The sequence below is a fragment of the Cupriavidus sp. FW305-26 genome (assembly GCF_058787975.1).
On record NZ_JBYTAH010000023.1, the window covers coordinates 13,457 to 32,704 of the forward strand.

Genomic DNA, 19,248 nt, shown 5'->3' on the forward strand with positions numbered 1-19,248 from the left:
ATTTTTCTCATTATCATTACAAGATTGCATGCGAGGACGGCGATGAACCTGATTCAGCTCAAGCACCTGATCGCGCTGGCGGAGACCGGCTCGTTCAGCCAGGCCGCCGCGCGGCTGCATCTGACGCAGCCGGCACTCAGCCGCAGCATCCAGGCCCTGGAAGCGGAGCTGGGCATGCCACTGGTAGACCGCATCGGCAAGCGCAACGAACTGACGCCGTTCGGGCAGCTGGCGCTGGAAAGGGCACGGCGCATCGTCTTCGAGGCTGGCGAGCTCAGGCAGAGCGCGCTGGCGTTGCAGGCCGGCCAGGCGGGCACGCTGCGCATCGGCCTGGGATCCGGGCCGGGCGCCATGCTGATGACGCCGCTGCTGGTGCATATGGCCAGGCACCATCCCAGGGTCAGGCTGACCATTTCGCGCGGCGCGACCAATCTGCAGCTTCAGCAGCTACGCGCCCGCGCGCTTGACGGCGTGGTCATCGATCTGCGCTCGCTAGTGCCGGGCCCCGACCTGCGCGTGGAGCGGCTGCCGGACCTGCGCGCCGGCTTCATGTGCCGCAGCGGCCATCCGTTGTGCAAGCTGCGCCGCGTGAGCTTCGACGATCTGCTGGCCTATCCGATCGCTTCCAGCCCCCTGTCGGACGAGGTGGCGCGCATCCTGATCGCCCACTTCGGGCCACGCGCGCATCCCGACCAGATGGTCACGCTGCGCTGCGAGGAGATCTCCAGCCTGGTGGAAGCCGCCCGCATCACCGATGCGGTGTTCCTCGGCATCATCGCCGCCGCGCGCGAGCCCATGGCAAGCGGGGAACTGGTGGAGCTGGCATTGACGCCGCCCTTGCATACCAGCGCGCAGTTCGCGCTGATCACCTTGCAGGGACGGACCGAGACGCCCGCAATGGAGATGCTGCGGGCATTCATGGCGGAGAGGATGCGGGAGTAGCGGCGCTCCCGCCCGCGCGTACAGGCAATGACTGCTCAGCGCAGGCCAGCCTGCCGTTGCGCATTCAGCGCTTCCGCGCGCGCCTTGACGTCCCGTGCCACCTGGTCGAAGCCCTGCTTCACCCAGGCACCGTGCTCGCGCATGATGGTCTCCGCGTTCAGCCCCAGGAACAGGTCAGTGGTGAAGTAGCGGGTGCGCCCGGGCCCGACGGCTTCCAGGTACTGGTCGCGCCGGGCTGCATCCTTGTTCTCGTCGGTGGGGCGCTGCTCCCACGAGAGCAGGCGTTCCGGCTCCCACGCCACCAGGTACTCGTTGACCGGGATGACCTGGTCGGTGCCGGGGATGCGCACCTGCATGTACACCATGTCGCCGAGCCGGCCGGTGGTCTCCAGCTCCGGGCAGAACGTATTCCATTCCGCGTAGCGCGCAAAGTCGGTCAGCACTTCCCACACCAGCGCTACCGGTGCGTCGATCTCCACCTGGATCGACGTCACGAGATTCTCTGCTTTGGCCATCGGCCCCTCCTTCATGAAAGTCATCGGGAAGGGACACACTAGAGCCGTGTGACTTCGGTTCGCATACCCCGAACGGACGAGTCCGGGTGGACGAAGGCGATGTTGTCGAGGTCAGGCAGATTGAGGCTTGCCCCGAGCGCGCGCGGTCCGGCGGCGGCGACGCGCGGCGGGGTCTCAGTCTCCAACTGCTGTGAGCTTGGTGCCGGCCATCCGGGATGGCTGGCATTTTTTTTGGTTCATCGTCAAACTCTGGGGTCGGGCTGCGCGCAGGGCCCACACACTTCAGGAGAACCCATGTTTGACCACGTCAAATTCGGAGTCAGCGACTATGCAGCGAGCAAGGCGTTCTTCCTCAAGGCACTCGAACCGCTCGGCGTAGCGGTTGCCTCGGAGGGGCCGCCGGCGTACGGTGTCGAGCTTTGCCCAAAGGGTAAGGCTTCGTTGTGCCTGTTCCAGACCGAGGAGAAGCCGGCGCATCTTCACCTGGCGTTCACGGCCGAGAATCGCCGGCAAGTCGAAGCTTTCTATCGCGCGGCCCTGGAGGCGGGTGGCAAAGACAATGGTGCGCCTGGCCTGCGCCCGCACTACCACGCCAACTACTATGCGGCGTTCGTGATTGGTCCGGACGGGCACAACATCGAAGTGGTTTGCCACCAACCCGAGGCCTGACCCTGCCATCGAGGACGATTATTTCCCCTCGGGGTATTCCAGCTTCGGATACCAATCCGCCCCCCGGCCTTCCGGCGTGGTGTCCAGCAGGGTCCACAGCGGATCCAGGTCCGGCGCACCGCGCGGGTCCTGACCCGGGTCGACCGAGAGGGCATACATCTCGCTGCTCCAGAAATGGCGGATCTTGCCGTCCCGGCGCGTAAACACCGAGTAGCCCGGAGCGTCGGCATCTTCGGGGCTGACATAGTCGCGGGTGAAATCGCCGTCGACGTCCGCATAGACCTTCAGCTTGGTCCAGCCCCGCGCCTTCTTGGCGGCGACCAGGCGATCGATGGGCGAGCGGGCGATCATCGCCAGCGCCACGCGCTGCTCGATGTCCGGGACCTTGTGATCCCACGACGCCATCACCGACGTGCACATCGGGCAAGGCTGCTCCCGCTGCGGTCCGAACATATAGCTGTAGATGACCAGGGTGTCCTTGTCGCCGAACAGTTCGGCCAGCGTGACCGGACCGCGTTCGCCCTGGAAGGTATAGCGCTTTGTCACCTCGCCGCCCGCGGGCAGGCCGCGGCGCTGTTCGGCCACGCGCTCAATGTGGCGCCGCAGCTCGATCTCCTCCGCGAGCAGCGCATTGCGCGCCTTGCGGTACTCCGCGCTTTCATTGGGAAACCGGACGGGGTTTTGTTGCGCCAACTCGGTTGAGGGAATGAGTTTTGCAGTGGTGTTCATGTGGGTCCTCCTGCCATAGCTACCGCGAATGGCCGGGGAATGTGATGCCGTCGCGCAGCGTCGGCGTTTCCGCGGCCCCTCACGTAGTTCGTGTCAGCCCAGGCCGAAATGTTCCACGCCATGCAGGGCCGATGCTGCCGTGACGTGGCCATTGCCTTTCCATTTGAGAAAGGAAGATGGAGAAAGCCGCGATTCCAGCTGGGCCTGCCTCCCCTCATCATGTCTGTGGCGCAATAACGCGGCAGATGCCTGCCGCCCTTCGACCGCAGCCCGTCCCTACGCGCCAGTGTGACAAGCCGTGCCTCACATCGGCACGCTGCGGGGGGCCCGCAACCTGGATGTCATGGCAATGAAGATCGTATTCCTGGACCGTTCCACCATCTCGCCGCAGGTCACGCTGCCAGCGCTGCCGTTCCCGCATGAGCTCCAACTCTACGGGGAAACGCCTGACGAGGACGTCGCCGCGCGCATCGCCGCCGCGGACGTGGTCATCACCAACAAGGTGAAGCTGGATGCCCGCCAGCTTGAGCAGGCACCGAACCTGAAGCTCATCGCCATTGCGGCGACCGGCACCGATGTTGTCGACCTGCAAGCCTGTGCCGCCCGCGGCATCGTCGTCTCCAATATCCGCAACTATGCCGTCCATACGGTGCCGGAACATACCTTTGCCCTGATCTTCGCGCTGCGGCGAAGCCTGGCCGCCTACCACGATGCGGTCCGGCGCGGCCGCTGGCAGGAATCCGGATCCTTCTGCTTCTTCGACTACCCGATCAAGGACTTGCACGGGTCGGTGCTTGGCATCATCGGCGACGGCGTGCTCGGCCAGTCGGTGGCCAGGATGGCGAGTGCGCTGGGCATGCAGCCGCTGTTTGCGGCCCACAAGGGACGCGAGGGCATGGGCCCGCTCTACACGCCTTTCGACGAGGTGCTGCGCCGTAGCGACATCATCACCTTGCATTGCCCGCTGGTGGCGCAGACACGCAACCTGATCGACACCGCGGAGTTCTCGAAGATGGAACGGCGCCCGTTGCTGATCAACACCGGCCGAGGCGGGCTGGTCAATGAAGCGGCGCTGGTGGAAGCGCTGCAATCCGGAAAGGTGGCCGGAGCCGGCTTCGACGTTGCGACGCAGGAGCCGCCCGGCGCGGAACACCCGTTCCATCAGTTGAAGGATGTGCCGAACTTCATCCTGACCCCGCACGTTGCATGGGCCAGCGACGAGGCCGTGCAAGGCCTGGCCGACCAGCTTATCGACAATATCTGTGCCTTCGCGCAAGGCGCGCCCAGGAACGTGGTGGCCGCATGACGTGCCCGCCGGACGAAGGATGGTGCCGACAATGAAAGCAGCAGGACTCAAGGTGCTGGTTGCACCTGACTCGTTCAAAGGCAGCCTCAGCGCGACCGAGGTGGCGGATCGCATCCGCGCCGGCATCCGGCGCGCGGTGCCTGGTGCGGATGTCACCGTGGCACCGATCGCCGATGGCGGCGAAGGTACCGCCGAAGTCCTGGCGGCCACGCGTGCGGGCGTGTGGGAAGCGGTGGTTGCCACCGATGCCAATGGCGTGCCAAGGCCGGTGCGGTACTTCCGCGGCCGCACGCAGGAGTTTGGCGAGCTCGCGATCGTCGAGGTGGCTGAAATCGTCGGCCTTCCGCACGCCCTGCTGGCGCCGGGGCAACGCACGACCAGGGGCATCGGCCATGTCATCCGCGCGCTCGCTGAGCGCAGTGTCGATACCATCGCGATCGGGCTGGGCGGATCTTCCACCAATGACGCAGGTGCCGGCCTGCTGGCGGAAACCGGCTTTTGCTTTACCGATGCGCAGGGCAACGCATTGTGGCCAACCCTGGATACGCTGGACGCGATCTGCGCCGCAACGTATCAGCAGCCTGCGCAGCTTGGCCGGGTCCGGCTGCTGGGCCTGTCCGACGTCAACAATCCGCTCTGCGGGCCAAACGGCGCGACCTTTGTCTTCGGCCCGCAGAAGGGCGTGCAAGACCTGGCCGCTGCGGATGCCCGGCTGGAACGGTTTGCAACGCGATGCGCCGCCGTGGTCGGGCTGGAGGTTGCCGATGCGCAAGGCAGCGGCGCCGCCGGCGGCATCGGCTTTGCGTTGCGCCTGCTCGGCGCCGAGATCGTTCCCGGCGCGGCCTTTGTGCTGGGTGCTGCCGGCCTCGATGCAGGGCTCGGCGCCTTCGACTGGGTCATTACCGGCGAGGGACGGTCCGATGCGCAGACCATGATGGGAAAAGGTCCTGCCATGATCGCGCGCATGGCGCGCCAGGCCGGTGTGCCGGTGACGCTGCTCTCAGGCGCCGTCGAGCCCGATGCCGGACTGGCCGAAGCCTTCGACGGGTGCATCTCGATTCAGCAGGGGCCGGTATCAATCGGCTTTGCGATGGAGCATGCGGCGGCATTGCTTGAGGATGCTGCGTGCCAGCTTGCGCGCCTGTATGTCGCCGCCAGCCGGCTGGAAAATCGCCTGGGCGTATAGAAAAAACGGGTCTCCCCACCCGGGGAGACCTTCCACGCATCGACGACACTTAGTCCGCGCGAATATTCGATGTCTTGACCAGACGCGACCAGGACGCCAGCTCCTGATCGACGAACTTGCCCAGCTCCTGCGGCCCCATGTAGGCGGCAAAGGCACCTTGTTCCTCGATCTTCTTCCTGTACGTGTCGCTGGCCACGATCTTCTTCACCTCCTGGGACAAGCGCTCGACGATGGCCGGCGGTGTATTCGCCGGTGCAAACAGTGCAAACCAGGATTCCACCTCATACCCTGGCAGCCCAGCCTCCGCGGTGGTCGGCACATTGGGCATGGAGGGATGGCGCTTCGGTCCGGCATAGGCAAGCGCCTTGATCTTGCCCGCCTGCACATGCCCGATCACGCTCGGCGGGGTCGTGATGAACATGTCGACCTGCCCGCTGATCAGGTCGGTGACCACGGGCCCGGCGCCCTTGTACGGTACGTGCGTCATCGGCACCCTGGTCTGCCGCGCCAGCAGCTCGCCGGCGATATGCTGGATCGAGCCATTGCCGGACGAGGCATAGAACAGGCCCTTGCCATTGCTTTTGCCGTAGGTAACCAGTTCGGCTATCGATGTCGCGGGCAGCTTGCCGCTGACGGCGATGACGTGCGGCGCGCGCATGACCAGCGCCACCGGGACGAAGCTGGACGGCTTCCAGCGGATCTGCGGGAACAGCGCCGGATTGCCGACGTGGTAGCCGGAATACTGAAGCAGCAGCGTATAGCCGTCCGGCGCGGCGCGCGCCACGGCTTCGGTGCCGATATTGCCGCTGGCACCGGGCTTGTTGTCCACCACCACGGGCTGGCCAAGCGCGGCCTGCAGTTGTTCGCCGACCAGGCGGGCAACGATATCGGTGGATCCGGCCGGTGCGCTGGGCACCACCAGGGTGACCGGCTTGGTGGGATAGGCGTTGGTGCTGTGGGCCGGGGCGGCCGCAGCCAGGGCCGCCAGGGCGGCCGCGGCGATCGTCATGCGTTTCATGGGTGTCTCCTCCATCGTTTTGCCGGGTTGGCCGATCTTCAGTCGACCAGTTCTGATATCTCGATCAGGTTCAGGTCCGGATCGCGCACGTAGACCGAGCGGATCTTCTGCGTTGCGCCGGTGCGCGCCACCGGTCCTTCGACAATGGGCCACTGGCATCGCCGAAGATGGGCGATGACGTCGTCGAGCGGGACGGAAGCGATAAAGCAGAGATCGAGTGCGCCGGGAACGGGCAGGTGTGCCTTGGGCTCGAACTCGGCGCCGCGCTGGTGGAGATTGATCTTCTGGTTGCCGAAGCGGAAGGCCAGGCGACCGTTGCCGAAGGTTTCAGGCTGCATCTGCATGACTTCGGTGTAGAAGTGCCGCGTGGCTTCAAGGTCAACACAGGTGAGCACCAGATGGTCAAGATGGTCGATCAGGGACATGATGGTTTCCGGGTGGGTGTCAGGGCTGGAAGGCCCGTTGTTCGGGGATCGCGTCGGCGGCAGGCATCGGATGCAGGTCGAGGCGGCGGCCGGCCTTCAGCAGCTGGCTTGGGACGTCATGGCCGATCAGGCCAGGCAAGCGCGCGGCGGCATCCAGGATGGCAGCCAGGTCGACGCCGGTGTCGTAGCCGTCCAGTTCAAGCATATGGACGAGTTCTTCGGTGCAGACATTGCCGGTCGCGCCCGGCGCATACGGGCAGCCACCGAGGCCGCCCAGCGAAGCGTCGAAGCGGTCGATGCCCTGGTCCAGCGCGGCGAGCGTATTGGCCAGCGCCAGGCCCCGGGTATTGTGGAAATGCAGGGTCAGCGCCAGGCCGGGGAACTGCCGCCGCGCGGCTTGGCACAGCCTCGCGACCTGGGACGGGAACGCCATGCCAGTGGTGTCGCACAGCGTCACGCCGTGAGCCCCCAGGTCGGCGAAGCGCTGCATCCAGCCCAGCACGTTTTCCAGCGGCACGTCGCCTTCCATCGGGCAACCCATCGCGGTCGACAGCGAGATGTTGATCGCGGTCGGCGTCTCCCTCACCACGCGGATGACGTCGGCAAGCTGGGCAAACGATTGCTCGCGCGACATGCGCAGGTTGGTGCGGTTGTGGCTTTCGCTGACCGACATCACCAGGTTGACCTCGTCGACCTGGCAGGAGAGGGCCCGCTCGGCGCCGCGCACATTCGGCACCAGCACCGTGTAGACCACACCGGGGCGCCGCGCGATGCGATGCATCACCGCTTCCGCGTCGCGCAGCGCGGGAATCGCCTTGGGCGAGGTGAAGGAAGTCACCTCGATCCTGGCGTAGCCGCATGCGCTCAGCGCGTCGATCAGGGCAACCTTGTCATCGGTCTCGACAAAGCGGGCCTCGTTCTGGAAGCCGTCTCGCGTGGCGACTTCATGTATGTACACCTTCCTGGCAGTCATGCCGGTCTCCTGGTCAGATAATCCCTGCCATGCGCCATGCCTCGCGCTGTGCCGTGCCGATGCCAAGGCCTTCCAGCACCGCGTCGGTATGCTGGCCAAGCGCGGGGGCGGGGTTGGGCAGTGCGCCGGGGGTGGCGCTCAGCTTCGGCACGATGCCGGGCAACTGGACGGGGGTGCCGTCCGGCAATTGCGCGTCCAGGATCATGTCGCGCGCACGGTAGTGCGGATCGCTGGCGATATCGGCGACGTCATAGATCTTGCCCGCGGGGATGCGGGCGCCATTGAGCGCGTCGAGTGCCGCTTCCAGGCTGCGCTGTGCCGCCCATTCGCCAATGGCGGCGTCGAGCATCGCGACCTGGCTGACCCGGCCGTCGTTGTGGGCCAGCGCAGGGTCGTCGCGCAGGTCGGGGCGCTCGATCATGTCCATCAGCCGCCTGAAGATGCCATCGCCATTGCCAGCGATCAGCACATACTTGCCGTCGGCGCAGCGGTACGCATTGGTCGGCGCGATGCCGGGAAGACTGCTGCCGGCCGCCTGCCGCACGGCGCCGAACACCGAGTATTCCGGCAGCAGGCTCTCCATCATGCTGAACACCGACTCGTACAAGGCCACATCCACGACCTGGCCCTGGCCGCCGTTCTGCTCCCGGTGCCGCAACGCCAGCAGGATGCCGATCACACCGTGCAGCGCGGACAGGGAGTCCCCGATCGATACCCCCACGCGCACCGGGGTGCGGCCCGGCTCGCCGCTCAGGTGGCGCAAGCCGCCCATCGCTTCGCCAATGACGCCGAAGCCCGGCCGGTCGCGATAGGGGCCGGTCTGGCCATAGCCGGACACGCGCAGCATCACCAGCCCGGGGTTGGCCGCGCGCAGGCTGTCCCAGCCCAGGCCCCAGCCTTCCAGCGTGCCCGGGCGGAAGTTCTCGATCAGCACGTCGCTTTGCGCGGCCAGCTTGCGCACGACTTCCTGGCCTTGCGGCGTGCGCAGGTCCAGCGTGACCGACTGCTTGTCGCGGGACTGTGCCTCCCACCAGACCGAGGTGCCTTCATGCAACAGCCGCCACTTGCGCAGCGGATCGCCCGTGCCCGGCGGCTCGACCTTGATCACTTCCGCGCCGAACGCCGCCAGCATGCGCGCGGCAAACGGCCCCGCGATCAGCTGCCCCAGTTCCAGGACGCGTACGCCGGCAAGGGGCTTTGACTTGCTTGTTTCCATCTCATGGCTCCTGCTGTGTGCTGGAGATAGTGGGTCAAAAGCCGTTGCCTGGTAATCGATGGATTCTCAACCGTCCTTTCCTTACGGGAAAAGGTGGTGCATATTGCCGTACGGGAGTACCACGACCGGCACAACCCGCCACTTTGTCGGCTATCCCAGGCGGATCAAGGCCTGCATTGCGCTGCCGGGAGCCGGGCGCGCCGTTTGACAAGGCGCGAGCGGCTTACTAGCCTTTCCTGGCTTTCAATCCAGTCGGCGCGCGTCGCCAGTGCAATACCATGATCAATCCTGCCCATTTCGATCTCCAGTCCCTGCGCGTCTTCCAGCTGGTGGCCCAATGCGGCGGGCTGACGCAGGCGGCGAACAAGTCACACATGACGCTGTCGGCCCTGAGCAAACGGATCGCGGATCTTGAGCGCACGGTGGGATGCGCGCTGTTCCTGCGGGTTCGGCGCGGGCTTGAGCTGACCCCCGCTGGCCATGAGCTGGTCCAGCATGCGCGCATGGTGCTCGACAAGGTCAACCAGATGGCGGGCGAGATGAGCGACTTCGCCACCGGCGTGCGCGGACACGTCAAGGTCTGGGCCAATACGTCAGCCGTGATCCAGTTCCTTCCGCACGACCTGGCAAGCTTCCTGGCCTCGCAGCCGATGATCAGGATCAGCCTGGAGGAGCGCCTGAGCCAGGACGTGGTGGTAGCGCTGCTGTCCGGTGAAACCGATATCGGCGTGTTCGCCGACAACGTGCCGGCTTATGACATCAGGAAGTCTGTCTATCGGCGTGACCGCTTGGTCGTCCTGGTGCCTGCCGGGCATCCGCTGGCCGGGCGCCCGGAAGTGAGTTTCGACGAAACCCTGGAGTACGACTTTGTCGGCCTCAACCAGGGCAGCTCGCTGCTGCAGCGCCTGACCGACGCCGCATCGGCACTGGACAAGGTGGTGCGGCTGAGGATCCAGGTCAGCAGCTTCGATGCGATCTGCCGGATGATCGAGGCCGGCCTGGGCATCGGCGTCCTGCCAGATGGCGCGGTCCGGCCCGAACTGCTGGGTGCCGGGCTGCATGCCGTCTACCTGTCCGACGCCTGGGCCTCACGCATTCTCTGGCTGGGCGTGAGGGACGAAGCTGGTCTCTTGCCGGAGGCAAGGACGCTCCTGGAGCATCTGCGTGCAGCGGGCTCTGCCAGCGCGAGTCGCTGATGACACGGTAGTGCCGTCATCAGATGTCGAAGTAGAGCTGGAATTCCCACGGGTGTGGCCGCACCTTCAATGTATCGATCTCGCGCGTGCGCTTGTAATCAATCCAGGTCGTGATCAGGTCTTCAGTGAAGACATCCCCCTTGCGCAGGAACGCTGAATCGGCTTCCAGCGCGCAAAGCGACTCTTCCAGGGAGCCTGGTACCTGCCGGATGCGGGCGGCTTCCTCCGGTGGCAGATCATAGATGTTCTTGTCGAGCGGGTCGCCGGGGTCCGTCTGGTTTTCAATGCCGTCCAGGCCGGCGAGCAGCATTGCCGAGAAGGCGAGGTAGGCATTGGCCGACGGATCAGGACAGCGAAATTCAACGCGCCTGGCGCTCGGGGAATCCGACACCATTGGAATCCGGGCCGCGGCGGACCGGTTGCGCTGCGACATGGCCAGATTGACAGGCGCCTCGTATCCGGGCACCAGCCGCTTGTAGGAGTTCGTGCTCGGTGCGCAGAATGCCATCAGCGCGGGGGCGTGGCTGAGCAAGCCGCCTATATACCAACGGCACATCTGGGACGTCTGCGCCCAACCGTTCTTGTCATAGAAGAGGTTCTCGGCGTCGCGCCAGAGGCTCTGGTGGCAATGCATGCCGCTCGCGTTGTCGGCAAACAGCGGCTTGGGCATGAAGGTGGCGACCTTGCCGTGGCGGCGCGCAACGTTCTTGCAGATGTACTTGTACATCATCACGTTGTCTGCCATGCGCATCAGTGGCGCAAAGCGCATGTCGATTTCATTCTGGCCGGCCGTGGCGACCTCATGGTGATGCACTTCGACCTGGATGCCGGCCTGCATCAGCGCGAGCACGATTTCGGAGCGGATGTCCTGCAGCGTGTCGCTTGGCGGCACGGGAAAGTACCCGCCCTTGTAGCGCTGTTTGTAGCCGAGATTGCCCCCGCCATAGGCGCCTTCGTCACGGCCCGAGGTCCATTCGCCTTCGGCGGATTCGACATGGTAGTAGCCAGAGTGCTGGTCCTGCCCGAAGCGGATGGAGTCGAAAATAAAGAATTCCAGTTCGGGGCCAAGGTAGCAAACCGTGGCAAGACCGGTTTGCCGGAGGTACAGCTCGGCCTTGCGTGCGATATGGCGCGGATCGCGCGAGTACGGCTGGTGCAGGACAGGGTCCAGCACGTCGCAGATCAGCGCCAGCGTTGGTGCTGCGCAATACGGATCGATGAACGCCGTGGCCGGGTCAGGCCTGACCAGCATGTCGGACTCGTGGATTTCCTGGAACCCGCGAATGGAAGACCCGTCGAAGCCGATGCCGACAGAGAATAAGTCGTCGTTGACTTCCGGCAGCGTGATCGAGAAGTGCTGCCACACGCCGGGCAAGTCGGTGAACCTGAGGTCAACCACCTGGATCGCGTGCGTCCGGATCAGATCGATGACCTCGCCGGGGTTTTGCGGCGGTACAACGTGATAGCTGCCGGGTTCTATTGAGACCATGCCCATATCCGCCTCCATCGTCTGCCCGCAGCCTAGTCCAAGATTAGTCTGTCGGATTCCGAATGGAAAGTGCCTTACCAGCCCTGCAGTTTTTCCGAAACGACCTTATTGCGGTGAACTCCGCGGTAAAGATGGATGGGGACGGCGACGGTATTCCATGTGAGACGCCGCCCCGAGCCAATGGCTAGTGGCTTGCCCGATCATCGATCACCTGCTGCAGCGCCTGCACGAATTGCCTGACTGCTGGCGTCGCTACCTCCTCGTCGAACGCGAATTCCACGTCGAAGCGGTCAGCGACCTCAGGCAGTGGCACCAGCCGCACGGTCGGCGGACAGACGGTTGACAGGCTTGCGGGGACAAACGCGCAACCCATCCCCGCCGAAACCAGACCGAGCACGGTCGGGATGTCGCTGCCCACCTGGGCCACGCGAGGCGAGAAGCCGGCGCGCTCGCACTGCGTCATCAGGAAGCGATGCTGGGACGAGGACCGCGCCGGATCGAACCAGACGAAGGGCAGATCCGCCACGTCCGCCAGTCGTTTCGGCTGCTTGTGGCGGGCGGTCTGCGATGAAGGCATGGCCAATACGAAGCGGTCGCTGAGCAACACGATGCCAGTCAGATGCGGCGCCTCATGCCGACGCCAGGCCATGATGCCGCCATCCACCTGCCTGTTCCGGATCGCGGCAATCTGCTCCGTCGACAGCATCGGGTCCACCAGGACCTTGACTTCCGGGCACGCTATCCGGAAGGCCCGGAGCACCTCCGTCACGACGGCTGAACTCAGGTAGTTCGGCAACACACCAAGGCGCAGCTCGCCGAGCTGCCCGGCGGCGCAACGCAGGGCGCGATCGCGGCTGGCTTGCAGGTTTGCCAGAAGTTGTGTGGCATCCCTCAGGAAGCTCTCGCCCGCCACGGTGAGTTGCACGCCCCTTGCCTTGCGCGCCAGCAGTGGCGTACCGATGGCCGCCTCAAGTTCGATGATTTGCCGCGACAGGGCTGGCTGGACAATGCCGACGGCACGGGCGCCCGCCACCACGCTGCCGGCCTGCGCTACCGCGATGAAGTAGCGAAGATGCCGCAATTCAATGTTCCGCATACCGTTTCCGCCCATTCATTTCCATACTCATTAAGCATAGCTAGGCTACCTAAATAACATTGGTTTGCATAGCTTCCTGCGACTACGATGGCGCAGCTTCCCGCGTTGCAGGGACGGCTCGCTTTCCACATTTCGCTACCAAACATGACGCTTCACATCAGCACACCTTTTGTACAGTCCCAGCCCAATTCGCGGCGGCTCGGCAAACCGGTCTGGCTAAAGATGGAAGCCGCACAGCCGTCCGGGTCTTTCAAGCTTCGGGGTGTCGGAGCCTTGTGTGAAGCGCGGCACGCCGCGGGCGTACAGCGATTCGTTGCATCTTCAGGCGGAAATGCCGGGCTTGCGGCAGCCTATTGCGGACGCGAACTCGGCGTTCCCGTGGTGGTGGTGGTACCGGAGAGCACACCATCGCGAGCGCGCGACCTGATCCGCCTGGAGGGCTCGGAGTTGATCGTGCGCGGAGGCACATGGGCGGAAGCGCACGAGTTTGCACTGTCCCTGATCGGGCCACGCGATGCCTTCGTGCACCCGTTCGACGATCCGCTCATCTGGCAGGGGCACGCCACGCTGGTGGACGAGATCGCGGCATCCGGGCCGAAGCCAGGCGCCATCGTTCTTGCCGTGGGCGGTGGTGGCCTGCTGTGCGGCGTGCTGGAGGGGCTTCAGCGGAATGGCTGGTCCGACGTGCCTGTGATCGCGGTAGAAACCGACGGTGCGGACTGCTACGCCCGCTCGGTTGCCGAAGGCAGGCCGGTCGAACTCGCACAGATCACCAGCGTGGCGACGTCGCTTGGCGCCAGGCGGCCGTGTGATGGCGCGCTCCGATGGGCGCAGCGTCACGAGATCCACAGCGTCGTTGTGTCAGACAAACAGGCGGTGGAGGCAGCGATAAGGCTTCTTGACGAACACCGCGTCCTGGTTGAGCCGGCATGCGGCGCAGCCTTGGCGGCATTGGATTGCGACACCCCGGTGCTGCAGGCGGCGTCCAGCATTACCGTGGTGGTATGTGGCGGGGCCACGGTGACGGCACAGCAACTGCTTGACTTTGCTGCAAGGCTGGACTGAGCGGGCTTAAGGTAGCAATTTGGTAAGCTCGGCTACCCGCCGGCGAGATTCGCCCGAATTACCTGGTTCCGGGGATGCCCCTCACGGCCGATTTCTGTCAGCCTGGCGTGATCCGGAGATCGGCCAGTTCCGGTGGTACAGCTAAACTCTGGCCGTGACCGCACCGTACCCAATGAGCCAACCATTGACTGACACCGGCGAATCGGTGTTGCCCGCTCCCTTGCTGGTCGTCGAGGACGAGCCACTGATGCAGACCAGGCTACGCACGATCCTGGCCACGCTCGGCTATGCCGAGGAGGCCTTGTGGTTTGCCGGCAGCCTCGCCGACGCCAATGCGCTGCTAACCGCCCAGCCGTTTGCGATGGTGCTGGTTGACGTCGGGTTGCCCGACGGCAATGGCATCGACCTCATTCGCGCGTTGCACGAGCGCGATCCTGCCTTGCCAACTCTGGTAATCTCGACCTGGAACACGGAGCGCGTCATCGTGAGCGCGCTGCAGGCGGGTGCCACCGGTTACCTGCTCAAGGAGCGCGACGACCTCGAGATTTCCTTGTCGATCCGCAGTGCGCTGCGCGGCGGAGCGCCGATCGATCCTTTCGTTGCCAGGCACATCCTCGATCTGGTCGCCACGACGGCACCATTGCCAGGCGGGGCGCAAATTCATGCGCGCCGATTGGTCGGCGCGTCGCCGCTGAGCGCACGGGAAATCGAAATCCTCTCGCTGGTCGGCAAGGGCCTGACCAATCGGGAGATCGCGGATTTGCTGTCCTTGTCCAGACTGACGGTCGAATGCCACATCAGGAACATATACAAGAAGTTGGCCGTCCACTCCCGCACGCAGGCCGTTTTCGAAGCGCGTGCGCATGGCTTGTTGCGCTGATCTTGGGCGCCACGCTCCTCGCCGGCGCTGCAAACGCGCAGGAAGGGCCGGGCGCCACCGCCTTTACCCGCATAGAGGCTGCCCGATCGACCTGGCAGGGTGATAGCCCGCCGGCGGCGGGCTGGGTCCCAGTGAAGCTGCCGGACGACTGGTCCTCGCGCTGGCCCGATTTCGACGGCGTGGTCTGGTACCGGCTGAGCTGGCAGTGCGCAGATGCAAGCCAACCCACGGCGCTGATGCTCGCTTACCTGAATATGGCGGGGGCGGTTTATCTCAACGGCAGCTTGCTGATGCGTGACGCGAGCCTCGTCGAACCGCTCACGCGAGCCTGGAATACTCCCCGTTATCAGTTGATATCTCCGCCGCTGTTGCGGGAGGGCACCAACACGCTGCTGATTCGCGTCTCGGGGCTGTCGGCATACCAACCCGGCCTTGGACCAGTATCGGTCGCCGACCCGGACCGCCTGCGGGCCGCTTACGAACAGGCCTACCGGCTGCGTCATGACCTGCAGTTGGTCAGCCTTGCAATCACCGTCGCGCTAGGTTGCTTCTTCTTTTCGCTCTGGGTGATGCGCCGGCAAGAAGTGACCTACGGATGGTTCAGCCTGATGTCGCTGGCCTGGTGGTGGGTGGCGCTGAATCAGGTGGCGACGAGCACCTGGCCGTTTGCCAGTACCGATGCCTGGGGGCGCGCAAATATCATCGCGCTGCTCATCTACAGTGCTGCCTTCACGATGTCCATGGTGCGCTTCTGCGAACGGCGCCTGCCGCGCATCGAAGCGGTGCTCTGGACGCTGGTAGTGTTGGGCGCCGCCGTCATGCTCGGGGCGCCGCACGGTTACCTGACCGACGTGCGCAACACGCTGACGGTGGGACTGGCGTGCAATTTTTTCGCGACGTGCCTCGTATTTCTCTGCTTTGCCGGGCGCAGTGGTCGCACCGACCATCGCATCCTCTCGTTTTGCATTGCAATTTTCCTTGTCGCCGCGGTACACGACCTGCTGAGCTTTCTTGGCATCCTCAAGGACAACCTCTACTACGCGGCCCTCACTTCGCAGTTCCAGATGATCGCCATGGCGCTGGTGCTGGCCTGGCGCTTCGTCGCCAACCTGCGCCGCATTGAACGATTCAATGACGAACTGCACTGCAAGATCGACGCGGCCAAGGCGGAGCTCGCAGCCAACCTGGATCGCCAGCGCGAGTTCGAAGTCGCCAATGCGCGGCTCAGTGAACGGCTCAATCTCGCACACGACCTGCACGACGGGCTCGGCGGCACGCTCGTCAGCGGAATTGCGACACTGGAGCGCATCCCTCACGACATCCCGCCAGGCCAGGTCCTGTCGATCCTCAAGGAGCTGCGCGACGACCTGCGCATCATCATCGATACCACCTCCAGCCAGCAGTTTGGCGAGCACGCGCTGGCAGGTCAGATCGTGCCGCTGCGGCACCGTCTTACGCGGCTGTTCGAGAGCCACGACATCGAGTGCCGGTGGCAGCTCACTGGCCTCGATCAATGCTATCTGCCGACTTCGCAAATTCTTGATGTCATGAGGACCTTGCAAGAGGCGCTGACCAATGTGCTGAAGCACAGCAAGGCGAGTCGCGCGGACGTCGTCCTGCGCAATGATGCCCGGGGGCTGGAGCTGGTTGTCAGCGACAACGGAATGGGCTTCGAACCCGCCGCCATCGAACGGCATCCGGGCACCGGCATGCGCAGCATGCGCGCGCGTACCCGGCGTCTTGGCGGGACGCTCAGCGTGCGATCCACAGGGGAGGGGACAATGCTGACCGTGCGTATCCCAATCGCGGCCGACACCCTTGGATCACCACTTGACCTGCAGCCCGGCCGATCCAATGATCGAGTTCCTGACCCTGGCATTACCCCCCGTGGCCCAAAGCCTTCCGGCTTCGCCATAGAGACTGATCCTCCGGTTCAGGGCCAAGGTTAGGCCGCCGGCGAGACGAACATAGTCAATGTTGAACGGGCTGCGGATGCATTCGAACCCTCGAAGCCGGGTGCAGGTCGTTCGCTGACGATCCCACGGCCAACTTCCGTAGACGACCCAGAACGGCCAACCGATTGGTCGTGGTAGAGTCGACCATCATTTCTTATCGTGTAGCCTTATGTCGCCACCCGTTGAGATTCCGGCAATTGTTCCCGCGCAAACCGCGCTGGTGGTCATGCATTATCAGACCGACATCCTGGCGCTATTTCCCTCGGTCGCGCCCACTCTGCTCTCCAACACGCGCAAGCTGTGTGACGCCGCGCGGGCCAGGGGCGTCAGCGTTTATTTTGCCAAGATCCACTTTGCTCCAGGCTATCCGGAAGTCAGTCCGTTGAACCGGAACGGGCAGGGAATCAAGCAGCTTGGTCTTTTCGTCGACGACCAGATCTCGCCGGAACTCGGCCAGCAGGCCACCGAGCCGCTGATCATCGCGCATCGCGCCAGCGTGTTCTTTGGTACTGACCTGCAGGTACGGCTTTCCGCGCAGGGTATCGATACCCTGCTCATGGTGGGCATTGCTTCGACCGGTGTGGTGCTGTCGTCGGTCGCCTATGCGAGCGATGCGGACTTCCGGCTATTCACGGTCAAGGATTGCTGCTACGACCCGGATCAGGTCGTGCACGACCATCTCTTTTCAACGGCGTTCGATTCGCGCACAACGGTGCTTTCGCTCGCTGATGCCTTGCGCTTGCTTGCCTAGCATTTCGACCTGCCAGGAGTGCCGCCGCGCCATCTCTCAGGCAGACGGGAAGAGCAGATGATCGGTCAGGTTGCCCTTCAGATCGAGCATCGAATAATTCCGGCGGCTGAAGCGCCAGCGTCCGTCGACCTTTTCGAAGGCGTCATGATAGCGACCGGCCGCAATCACCTGCAGCGCGATTCGGTCGGATGCCTGAAGGACCGTGTAGTACGATCTGACGGTAGCTGTCAGCTTGCCCGAAGCAATCTCAATGATCGGATTGCTGATGACATGCCGGGTTCTGGGCGTTCCATCCGCATGCAATTTCACATAGGCTTGCCAGAGCTTGAGCATGGCCTCGGAACCTCGCAGCACTGCATCTCCGGTGTCGATCTCTGCATGCTCGAACAGTGCGGCGACCCCAGGCAGATCGCCGGCGTCCATGCGCTCGGCATAGATGTAGAGGAGATCGGCAAGCTGCACGGCATCCTCGGTCATCGACTCGTCTCCGGTGGTTTGCGAGGATTAAAGCAGTCCGGCGCTACTCCGGCATCGTCCGCTTGGAGTACGAAGCCCTTACCCCATCCCCACCACACTGGACAGCAACATCTTCACCAGCAGCGCCTGCCGCGTCGCCCCGGTCTTGGCAAAGATGCCCCGCAGGTGCGCCCGTGCCGTGTTCTTCTTGATGCCGAGCCGCATCGCGGCTTCGTCCAGCGTCAGCCCGTCGACCATCAGCAAAGCCAGTTCGATCTCGGTCGGGGTCAGGTGGAACAGCTTGCGCAGGTTGGCGTGGGTGTTGCGCGGCGATCCCGCCGGGTCGCGGATGAACACCGCCACCGCGGGTCGGCGCGACTTGTCTTCGCTGCGATAGCTGAGCGGGATCGGCCGCACCAGCACGCTCAGGGGCGTGGGCGCGGCGGGCCGGCTCAGCGTGGTGACTTCGCTGCGCGGTGCGGCCAGCGCGTGGGCCTGGGCCGCGCCTTCCAGGATCTTGCGGAACCTGCGGTTTTCCACCGGGCAGTGCGCGTGCAGCGCGCCGTCTGACAGGTAGAGGCCGTCGCGCGCCTGCAGCAGGCGGCCGGCGACGTCGTTGGTCCGGATGGTCCTGCCGTGTTCGTCCAGGATCACCGTGCCGACCTGCAGCCGGTCGACGGCATCCGCGTACAGGGACCGTTCGGATGCAAGCACGTCGAGCGCGGCATGCAGGTCCACTGCGCGCTTCAGGTGCGGCAGCAGGCCGTGCAGCAGTGCCTTGTCGGCCTCGCCGAAGTCCTGTCCCGCGTGGACGCGGCTGATGAACAGCGCGCATTCCACGCCGTCGGGCGTGACCAGGTTGGCCGCCAGGATATAGCGCAGGCCCAGCGGTTGAAGGTATTGCGTGTAGAAGGGGTGTGCCAGCCAGCCGGCTTCGCCAAACAGTTCGTCGGCGCTGAAGAGCCGGTCCGGGTGCAGGTCCAGGAAGGGGCACAGCGCGTAGTACTGCTCGCTGTACGAGGGCTCGCCCGGCAGGTGCGGGCCGTAGTCGGAGGCATTGACGATCAGGCCCGGCCGGTCGGTGGCAGGGTGGCGCAGCACCAGCGTGACGAAGGCGGCGCCCAGGCGCTGGCGCACGCTTTCCAGGAAGCCGGCCCAGGGCATGGCTTCGGTCGGGCCCTGGTAGAGCTGGGCGAGCAGGGCGCTCAGCTCGGCGGCGGGCAGGGGGGCTGGCAGCATGATGGCGGTCCGTCGGGTCGTGGCAACAGTCAAAAGCGCGAATCTCGCCCCTGATTGCTGACAAAACCCGCATGCCGCGGGTTTGCTCCCCTCTCCCGCTTGCGGGAGAGGGGCCGGGGGAGAGGGCAGGCATTGGCAGTAT

The 19,248-nt window shown here is 64.7% G+C and carries 20 protein-coding genes; 10 read left to right on the forward strand and 10 right to left on the reverse strand.

Annotated elements, in window-relative coordinates; all coding sequences use genetic code 11:
* Positions 1-42: 42 nt before the first annotated feature.
* Complete coding sequence (locus AC3WQZ_RS14800) at positions 43-942, forward strand: LysR family transcriptional regulator (RefSeq protein ID WP_010811638.1); 900 nt, start codon at positions 43-45, stop codon at positions 940-942.
* A gap of 35 nt (positions 943-977) precedes the next feature.
* Here the strand turns inward: AC3WQZ_RS14800 and AC3WQZ_RS14805 are convergent, their stop codons facing one another.
* Positions 978-1,457, reverse strand: a complete 480-nt coding sequence (locus AC3WQZ_RS14805) for an SRPBCC domain-containing protein (protein ID WP_011616698.1) — start codon at positions 1,455-1,457, stop codon at positions 978-980.
* A gap of 294 nt (positions 1,458-1,751) precedes the next feature.
* On the opposite strand from AC3WQZ_RS14805, the gene AC3WQZ_RS14810 reads away from it, so the two are divergent.
* Positions 1,752-2,126: a VOC family protein gene (locus tag AC3WQZ_RS14810; protein ID WP_010811640.1), complete on the forward strand. Its 375-nt coding sequence runs from the start codon at positions 1,752-1,754 to the stop codon at positions 2,124-2,126.
* A gap of 18 nt (positions 2,127-2,144) precedes the next feature.
* Here the strand turns inward: AC3WQZ_RS14810 and AC3WQZ_RS14815 are convergent, their stop codons facing one another.
* Positions 2,145-2,855 (reverse strand): DUF899 domain-containing protein, encoded by a 711-nt coding sequence (locus AC3WQZ_RS14815; protein WP_010811641.1) that lies wholly within the window; start codon positions 2,853-2,855, stop codon positions 2,145-2,147.
* A gap of 349 nt (positions 2,856-3,204) precedes the next feature.
* Here AC3WQZ_RS14815 and AC3WQZ_RS14820 point away from each other — a divergent pair, with 349 nt between their 5' ends.
* Positions 3,205-4,161 (forward strand): D-2-hydroxyacid dehydrogenase, encoded by a 957-nt coding sequence (locus tag AC3WQZ_RS14820; protein WP_492300793.1) that lies wholly within the window; start codon positions 3,205-3,207, stop codon positions 4,159-4,161.
* A gap of 31 nt (positions 4,162-4,192) precedes the next feature.
* Entirely contained in the window at positions 4,193-5,347 is a 1,155-nt protein-coding gene (locus AC3WQZ_RS14825; RefSeq protein WP_492300795.1) for a glycerate kinase, read from the forward strand.
* A gap of 49 nt (positions 5,348-5,396) precedes the next feature.
* Here the strand turns inward: AC3WQZ_RS14825 and AC3WQZ_RS14830 are convergent, their stop codons facing one another.
* The 4 genes from AC3WQZ_RS14830 to AC3WQZ_RS14845 are packed head-to-tail and all read right to left on the reverse strand — an operon-like array spanning position 5,397 to position 8,979.
* Complete coding sequence (locus tag AC3WQZ_RS14830; protein ID WP_492300797.1) at positions 5,397-6,365, reverse strand: Bug family tripartite tricarboxylate transporter substrate binding protein; 969 nt, start codon at positions 6,363-6,365, stop codon at positions 5,397-5,399.
* A gap of 38 nt (positions 6,366-6,403) precedes the next feature.
* Positions 6,404-6,790 (reverse strand): VOC family protein, encoded by a 387-nt coding sequence (locus tag AC3WQZ_RS14835; RefSeq protein ID WP_010811645.1) that lies wholly within the window; start codon positions 6,788-6,790, stop codon positions 6,404-6,406.
* Between the two features lie 19 nt (positions 6,791-6,809).
* Complete coding sequence (locus AC3WQZ_RS14840; RefSeq protein WP_010811646.1) at positions 6,810-7,763, reverse strand: hydroxymethylglutaryl-CoA lyase; 954 nt, start codon at positions 7,761-7,763, stop codon at positions 6,810-6,812.
* Between the two features lie 13 nt (positions 7,764-7,776).
* Positions 7,777-8,979 (reverse strand): CaiB/BaiF CoA transferase family protein, encoded by a 1,203-nt coding sequence (locus tag AC3WQZ_RS14845; RefSeq protein ID WP_439672475.1) that lies wholly within the window; start codon positions 8,977-8,979, stop codon positions 7,777-7,779.
* A gap of 278 nt (positions 8,980-9,257) precedes the next feature.
* On the opposite strand from AC3WQZ_RS14845, the gene AC3WQZ_RS14850 reads away from it, so the two are divergent.
* Positions 9,258-10,175: a LysR family transcriptional regulator gene (locus AC3WQZ_RS14850; protein WP_010811648.1), complete on the forward strand. Its 918-nt coding sequence runs from the start codon at positions 9,258-9,260 to the stop codon at positions 10,173-10,175.
* Positions 10,176-10,194: 19 nt separating this feature from the next.
* Here the strand turns inward: AC3WQZ_RS14850 and glnA are convergent, their stop codons facing one another.
* Positions 10,195-11,670, reverse strand: coding sequence for a type I glutamate--ammonia ligase (gene glnA, locus AC3WQZ_RS14855; protein ID WP_010811649.1), 1,476 nt, complete (start codon positions 11,668-11,670; stop codon positions 10,195-10,197).
* A 56-nt stretch (positions 11,671-11,726) separates the two neighbouring features.
* Between glnA and AC3WQZ_RS14860 the strand changes: the two genes are divergently transcribed.
* On the forward strand, positions 11,727-11,852 hold the full coding sequence (locus AC3WQZ_RS14860) for an excalibur calcium-binding domain-containing protein (protein ID WP_081645178.1): 126 nt from the start codon (positions 11,727-11,729) through the stop codon (positions 11,850-11,852).
* Here AC3WQZ_RS14860 and AC3WQZ_RS14865 read toward each other — a convergent pair.
* On the reverse strand, positions 11,849-12,760 hold the full coding sequence (locus AC3WQZ_RS14865; protein ID WP_010814017.1) for a LysR substrate-binding domain-containing protein: 912 nt from the start codon (positions 12,758-12,760) through the stop codon (positions 11,849-11,851). The genes AC3WQZ_RS14860 and AC3WQZ_RS14865 overlap by 4 nt on opposite strands.
* A 144-nt stretch (positions 12,761-12,904) precedes the next feature.
* Here AC3WQZ_RS14865 and AC3WQZ_RS14870 point away from each other — a divergent pair, with 144 nt between their 5' ends.
* The 4 genes from AC3WQZ_RS14870 (at position 12,905) to AC3WQZ_RS14885 (ending at position 17,411) form a co-directional block, all read left to right on the forward strand.
* Positions 12,905-13,825 carry a pyridoxal-phosphate dependent enzyme gene (locus AC3WQZ_RS14870; protein WP_492300811.1) on the forward strand — a complete coding sequence of 307 codons (921 nt, stop codon included), beginning with the start codon at positions 12,905-12,907 and terminating at the stop codon, positions 13,823-13,825.
* A 172-nt stretch (positions 13,826-13,997) separates the two neighbouring features.
* Positions 13,998-14,705, forward strand: a complete 708-nt coding sequence (locus tag AC3WQZ_RS14875) for a response regulator (RefSeq protein ID WP_011616706.1) — start codon at positions 13,998-14,000, stop codon at positions 14,703-14,705.
* A gap of 2 nt (positions 14,706-14,707) precedes the next feature.
* Positions 14,708-16,654, forward strand: coding sequence for a sensor histidine kinase (locus AC3WQZ_RS14880; RefSeq protein WP_492300799.1), 1,947 nt, complete (start codon positions 14,708-14,710; stop codon positions 16,652-16,654).
* A gap of 175 nt (positions 16,655-16,829) precedes the next feature.
* On the forward strand, positions 16,830-17,411 hold the full coding sequence (locus AC3WQZ_RS14885) for a cysteine hydrolase family protein (RefSeq protein WP_010814013.1): 582 nt from the start codon (positions 16,830-16,832) through the stop codon (positions 17,409-17,411).
* A 36-nt stretch (positions 17,412-17,447) separates the two neighbouring features.
* Here AC3WQZ_RS14885 and AC3WQZ_RS14890 read toward each other — a convergent pair whose 3' ends face one another.
* Together AC3WQZ_RS14890 and AC3WQZ_RS14895 are read right to left on the reverse strand one after the other, a co-directional pair.
* The gene (locus tag AC3WQZ_RS14890) at positions 17,448-17,888 is read right to left on the reverse strand and encodes a nuclear transport factor 2 family protein (protein ID WP_492300801.1); all 441 of its coding nucleotides are present in this window, start codon (positions 17,886-17,888) and stop codon (positions 17,448-17,450) included.
* Between the two features lie 78 nt (positions 17,889-17,966).
* Entirely contained in the window at positions 17,967-19,106 is a 1,140-nt protein-coding gene (locus AC3WQZ_RS14895; protein WP_011616709.1) for a helix-turn-helix transcriptional regulator, read from the reverse strand.
* Between the last annotated feature and the right edge of the window lie 142 nt (positions 19,107-19,248).

What these genes read in the sequence shown, in the direction of transcription:
- AC3WQZ_RS14895 (WP_011616709.1), bottom strand. Translation starts at nt 19,106, where the DNA reads ATGCTGCCAGCCCCCCTGCCCGCCGCCGAGCTGAGCGCCCTGCTCGCC.
- AC3WQZ_RS14825 (WP_492300795.1), top strand. Translation starts at nt 4,193, where the DNA reads ATGAAAGCAGCAGGACTCAAGGTGCTGGTTGCACCTGACTCGTTCAAA.
- AC3WQZ_RS14875 (WP_011616706.1), top strand. Translation starts at nt 13,998, where the DNA reads ATGAGCCAACCATTGACTGACACCGGCGAATCGGTGTTGCCCGCTCCC.
- AC3WQZ_RS14870 (WP_492300811.1), top strand. Translation starts at nt 12,905, where the DNA reads ATGACGCTTCACATCAGCACACCTTTTGTACAGTCCCAGCCCAATTCG.
- AC3WQZ_RS14810 (WP_010811640.1), top strand. Translation starts at nt 1,752, where the DNA reads ATGTTTGACCACGTCAAATTCGGAGTCAGCGACTATGCAGCGAGCAAG.
- AC3WQZ_RS14865 (WP_010814017.1), bottom strand. Translation starts at nt 12,760, where the DNA reads ATGCGGAACATTGAATTGCGGCATCTTCGCTACTTCATCGCGGTAGCG.
- AC3WQZ_RS14890 (WP_492300801.1), bottom strand. Translation starts at nt 17,888, where the DNA reads ATGACCGAGGATGCCGTGCAGCTTGCCGATCTCCTCTACATCTATGCC.
- AC3WQZ_RS14840 (WP_010811646.1), bottom strand. Translation starts at nt 7,763, where the DNA reads ATGACTGCCAGGAAGGTGTACATACATGAAGTCGCCACGCGAGACGGC.
- AC3WQZ_RS14850 (WP_010811648.1), top strand. Translation starts at nt 9,258, where the DNA reads ATGATCAATCCTGCCCATTTCGATCTCCAGTCCCTGCGCGTCTTCCAG.
- AC3WQZ_RS14835 (WP_010811645.1), bottom strand. Translation starts at nt 6,790, where the DNA reads ATGTCCCTGATCGACCATCTTGACCATCTGGTGCTCACCTGTGTTGAC.
- AC3WQZ_RS14800 (WP_010811638.1), top strand. Translation starts at nt 43, where the DNA reads ATGAACCTGATTCAGCTCAAGCACCTGATCGCGCTGGCGGAGACCGGC.
- AC3WQZ_RS14860 (WP_081645178.1), top strand. Translation starts at nt 11,727, where the DNA reads ATGGAAAGTGCCTTACCAGCCCTGCAGTTTTTCCGAAACGACCTTATT.
- AC3WQZ_RS14820 (WP_492300793.1), top strand. Translation starts at nt 3,205, where the DNA reads ATGAAGATCGTATTCCTGGACCGTTCCACCATCTCGCCGCAGGTCACG.
- AC3WQZ_RS14805 (WP_011616698.1), bottom strand. Translation starts at nt 1,457, where the DNA reads ATGGCCAAAGCAGAGAATCTCGTGACGTCGATCCAGGTGGAGATCGAC.
- AC3WQZ_RS14885 (WP_010814013.1), top strand. Translation starts at nt 16,830, where the DNA reads ATGTCGCCACCCGTTGAGATTCCGGCAATTGTTCCCGCGCAAACCGCG.
- AC3WQZ_RS14815 (WP_010811641.1), bottom strand. Translation starts at nt 2,855, where the DNA reads ATGAACACCACTGCAAAACTCATTCCCTCAACCGAGTTGGCGCAACAA.
- AC3WQZ_RS14845 (WP_439672475.1), bottom strand. Translation starts at nt 8,979, where the DNA reads ATGGAAACAAGCAAGTCAAAGCCCCTTGCCGGCGTACGCGTCCTGGAA.
- glnA (WP_010811649.1), bottom strand. Translation starts at nt 11,670, where the DNA reads ATGGGCATGGTCTCAATAGAACCCGGCAGCTATCACGTTGTACCGCCG.
- AC3WQZ_RS14830 (WP_492300797.1), bottom strand. Translation starts at nt 6,365, where the DNA reads ATGAAACGCATGACGATCGCCGCGGCCGCCCTGGCGGCCCTGGCTGCG.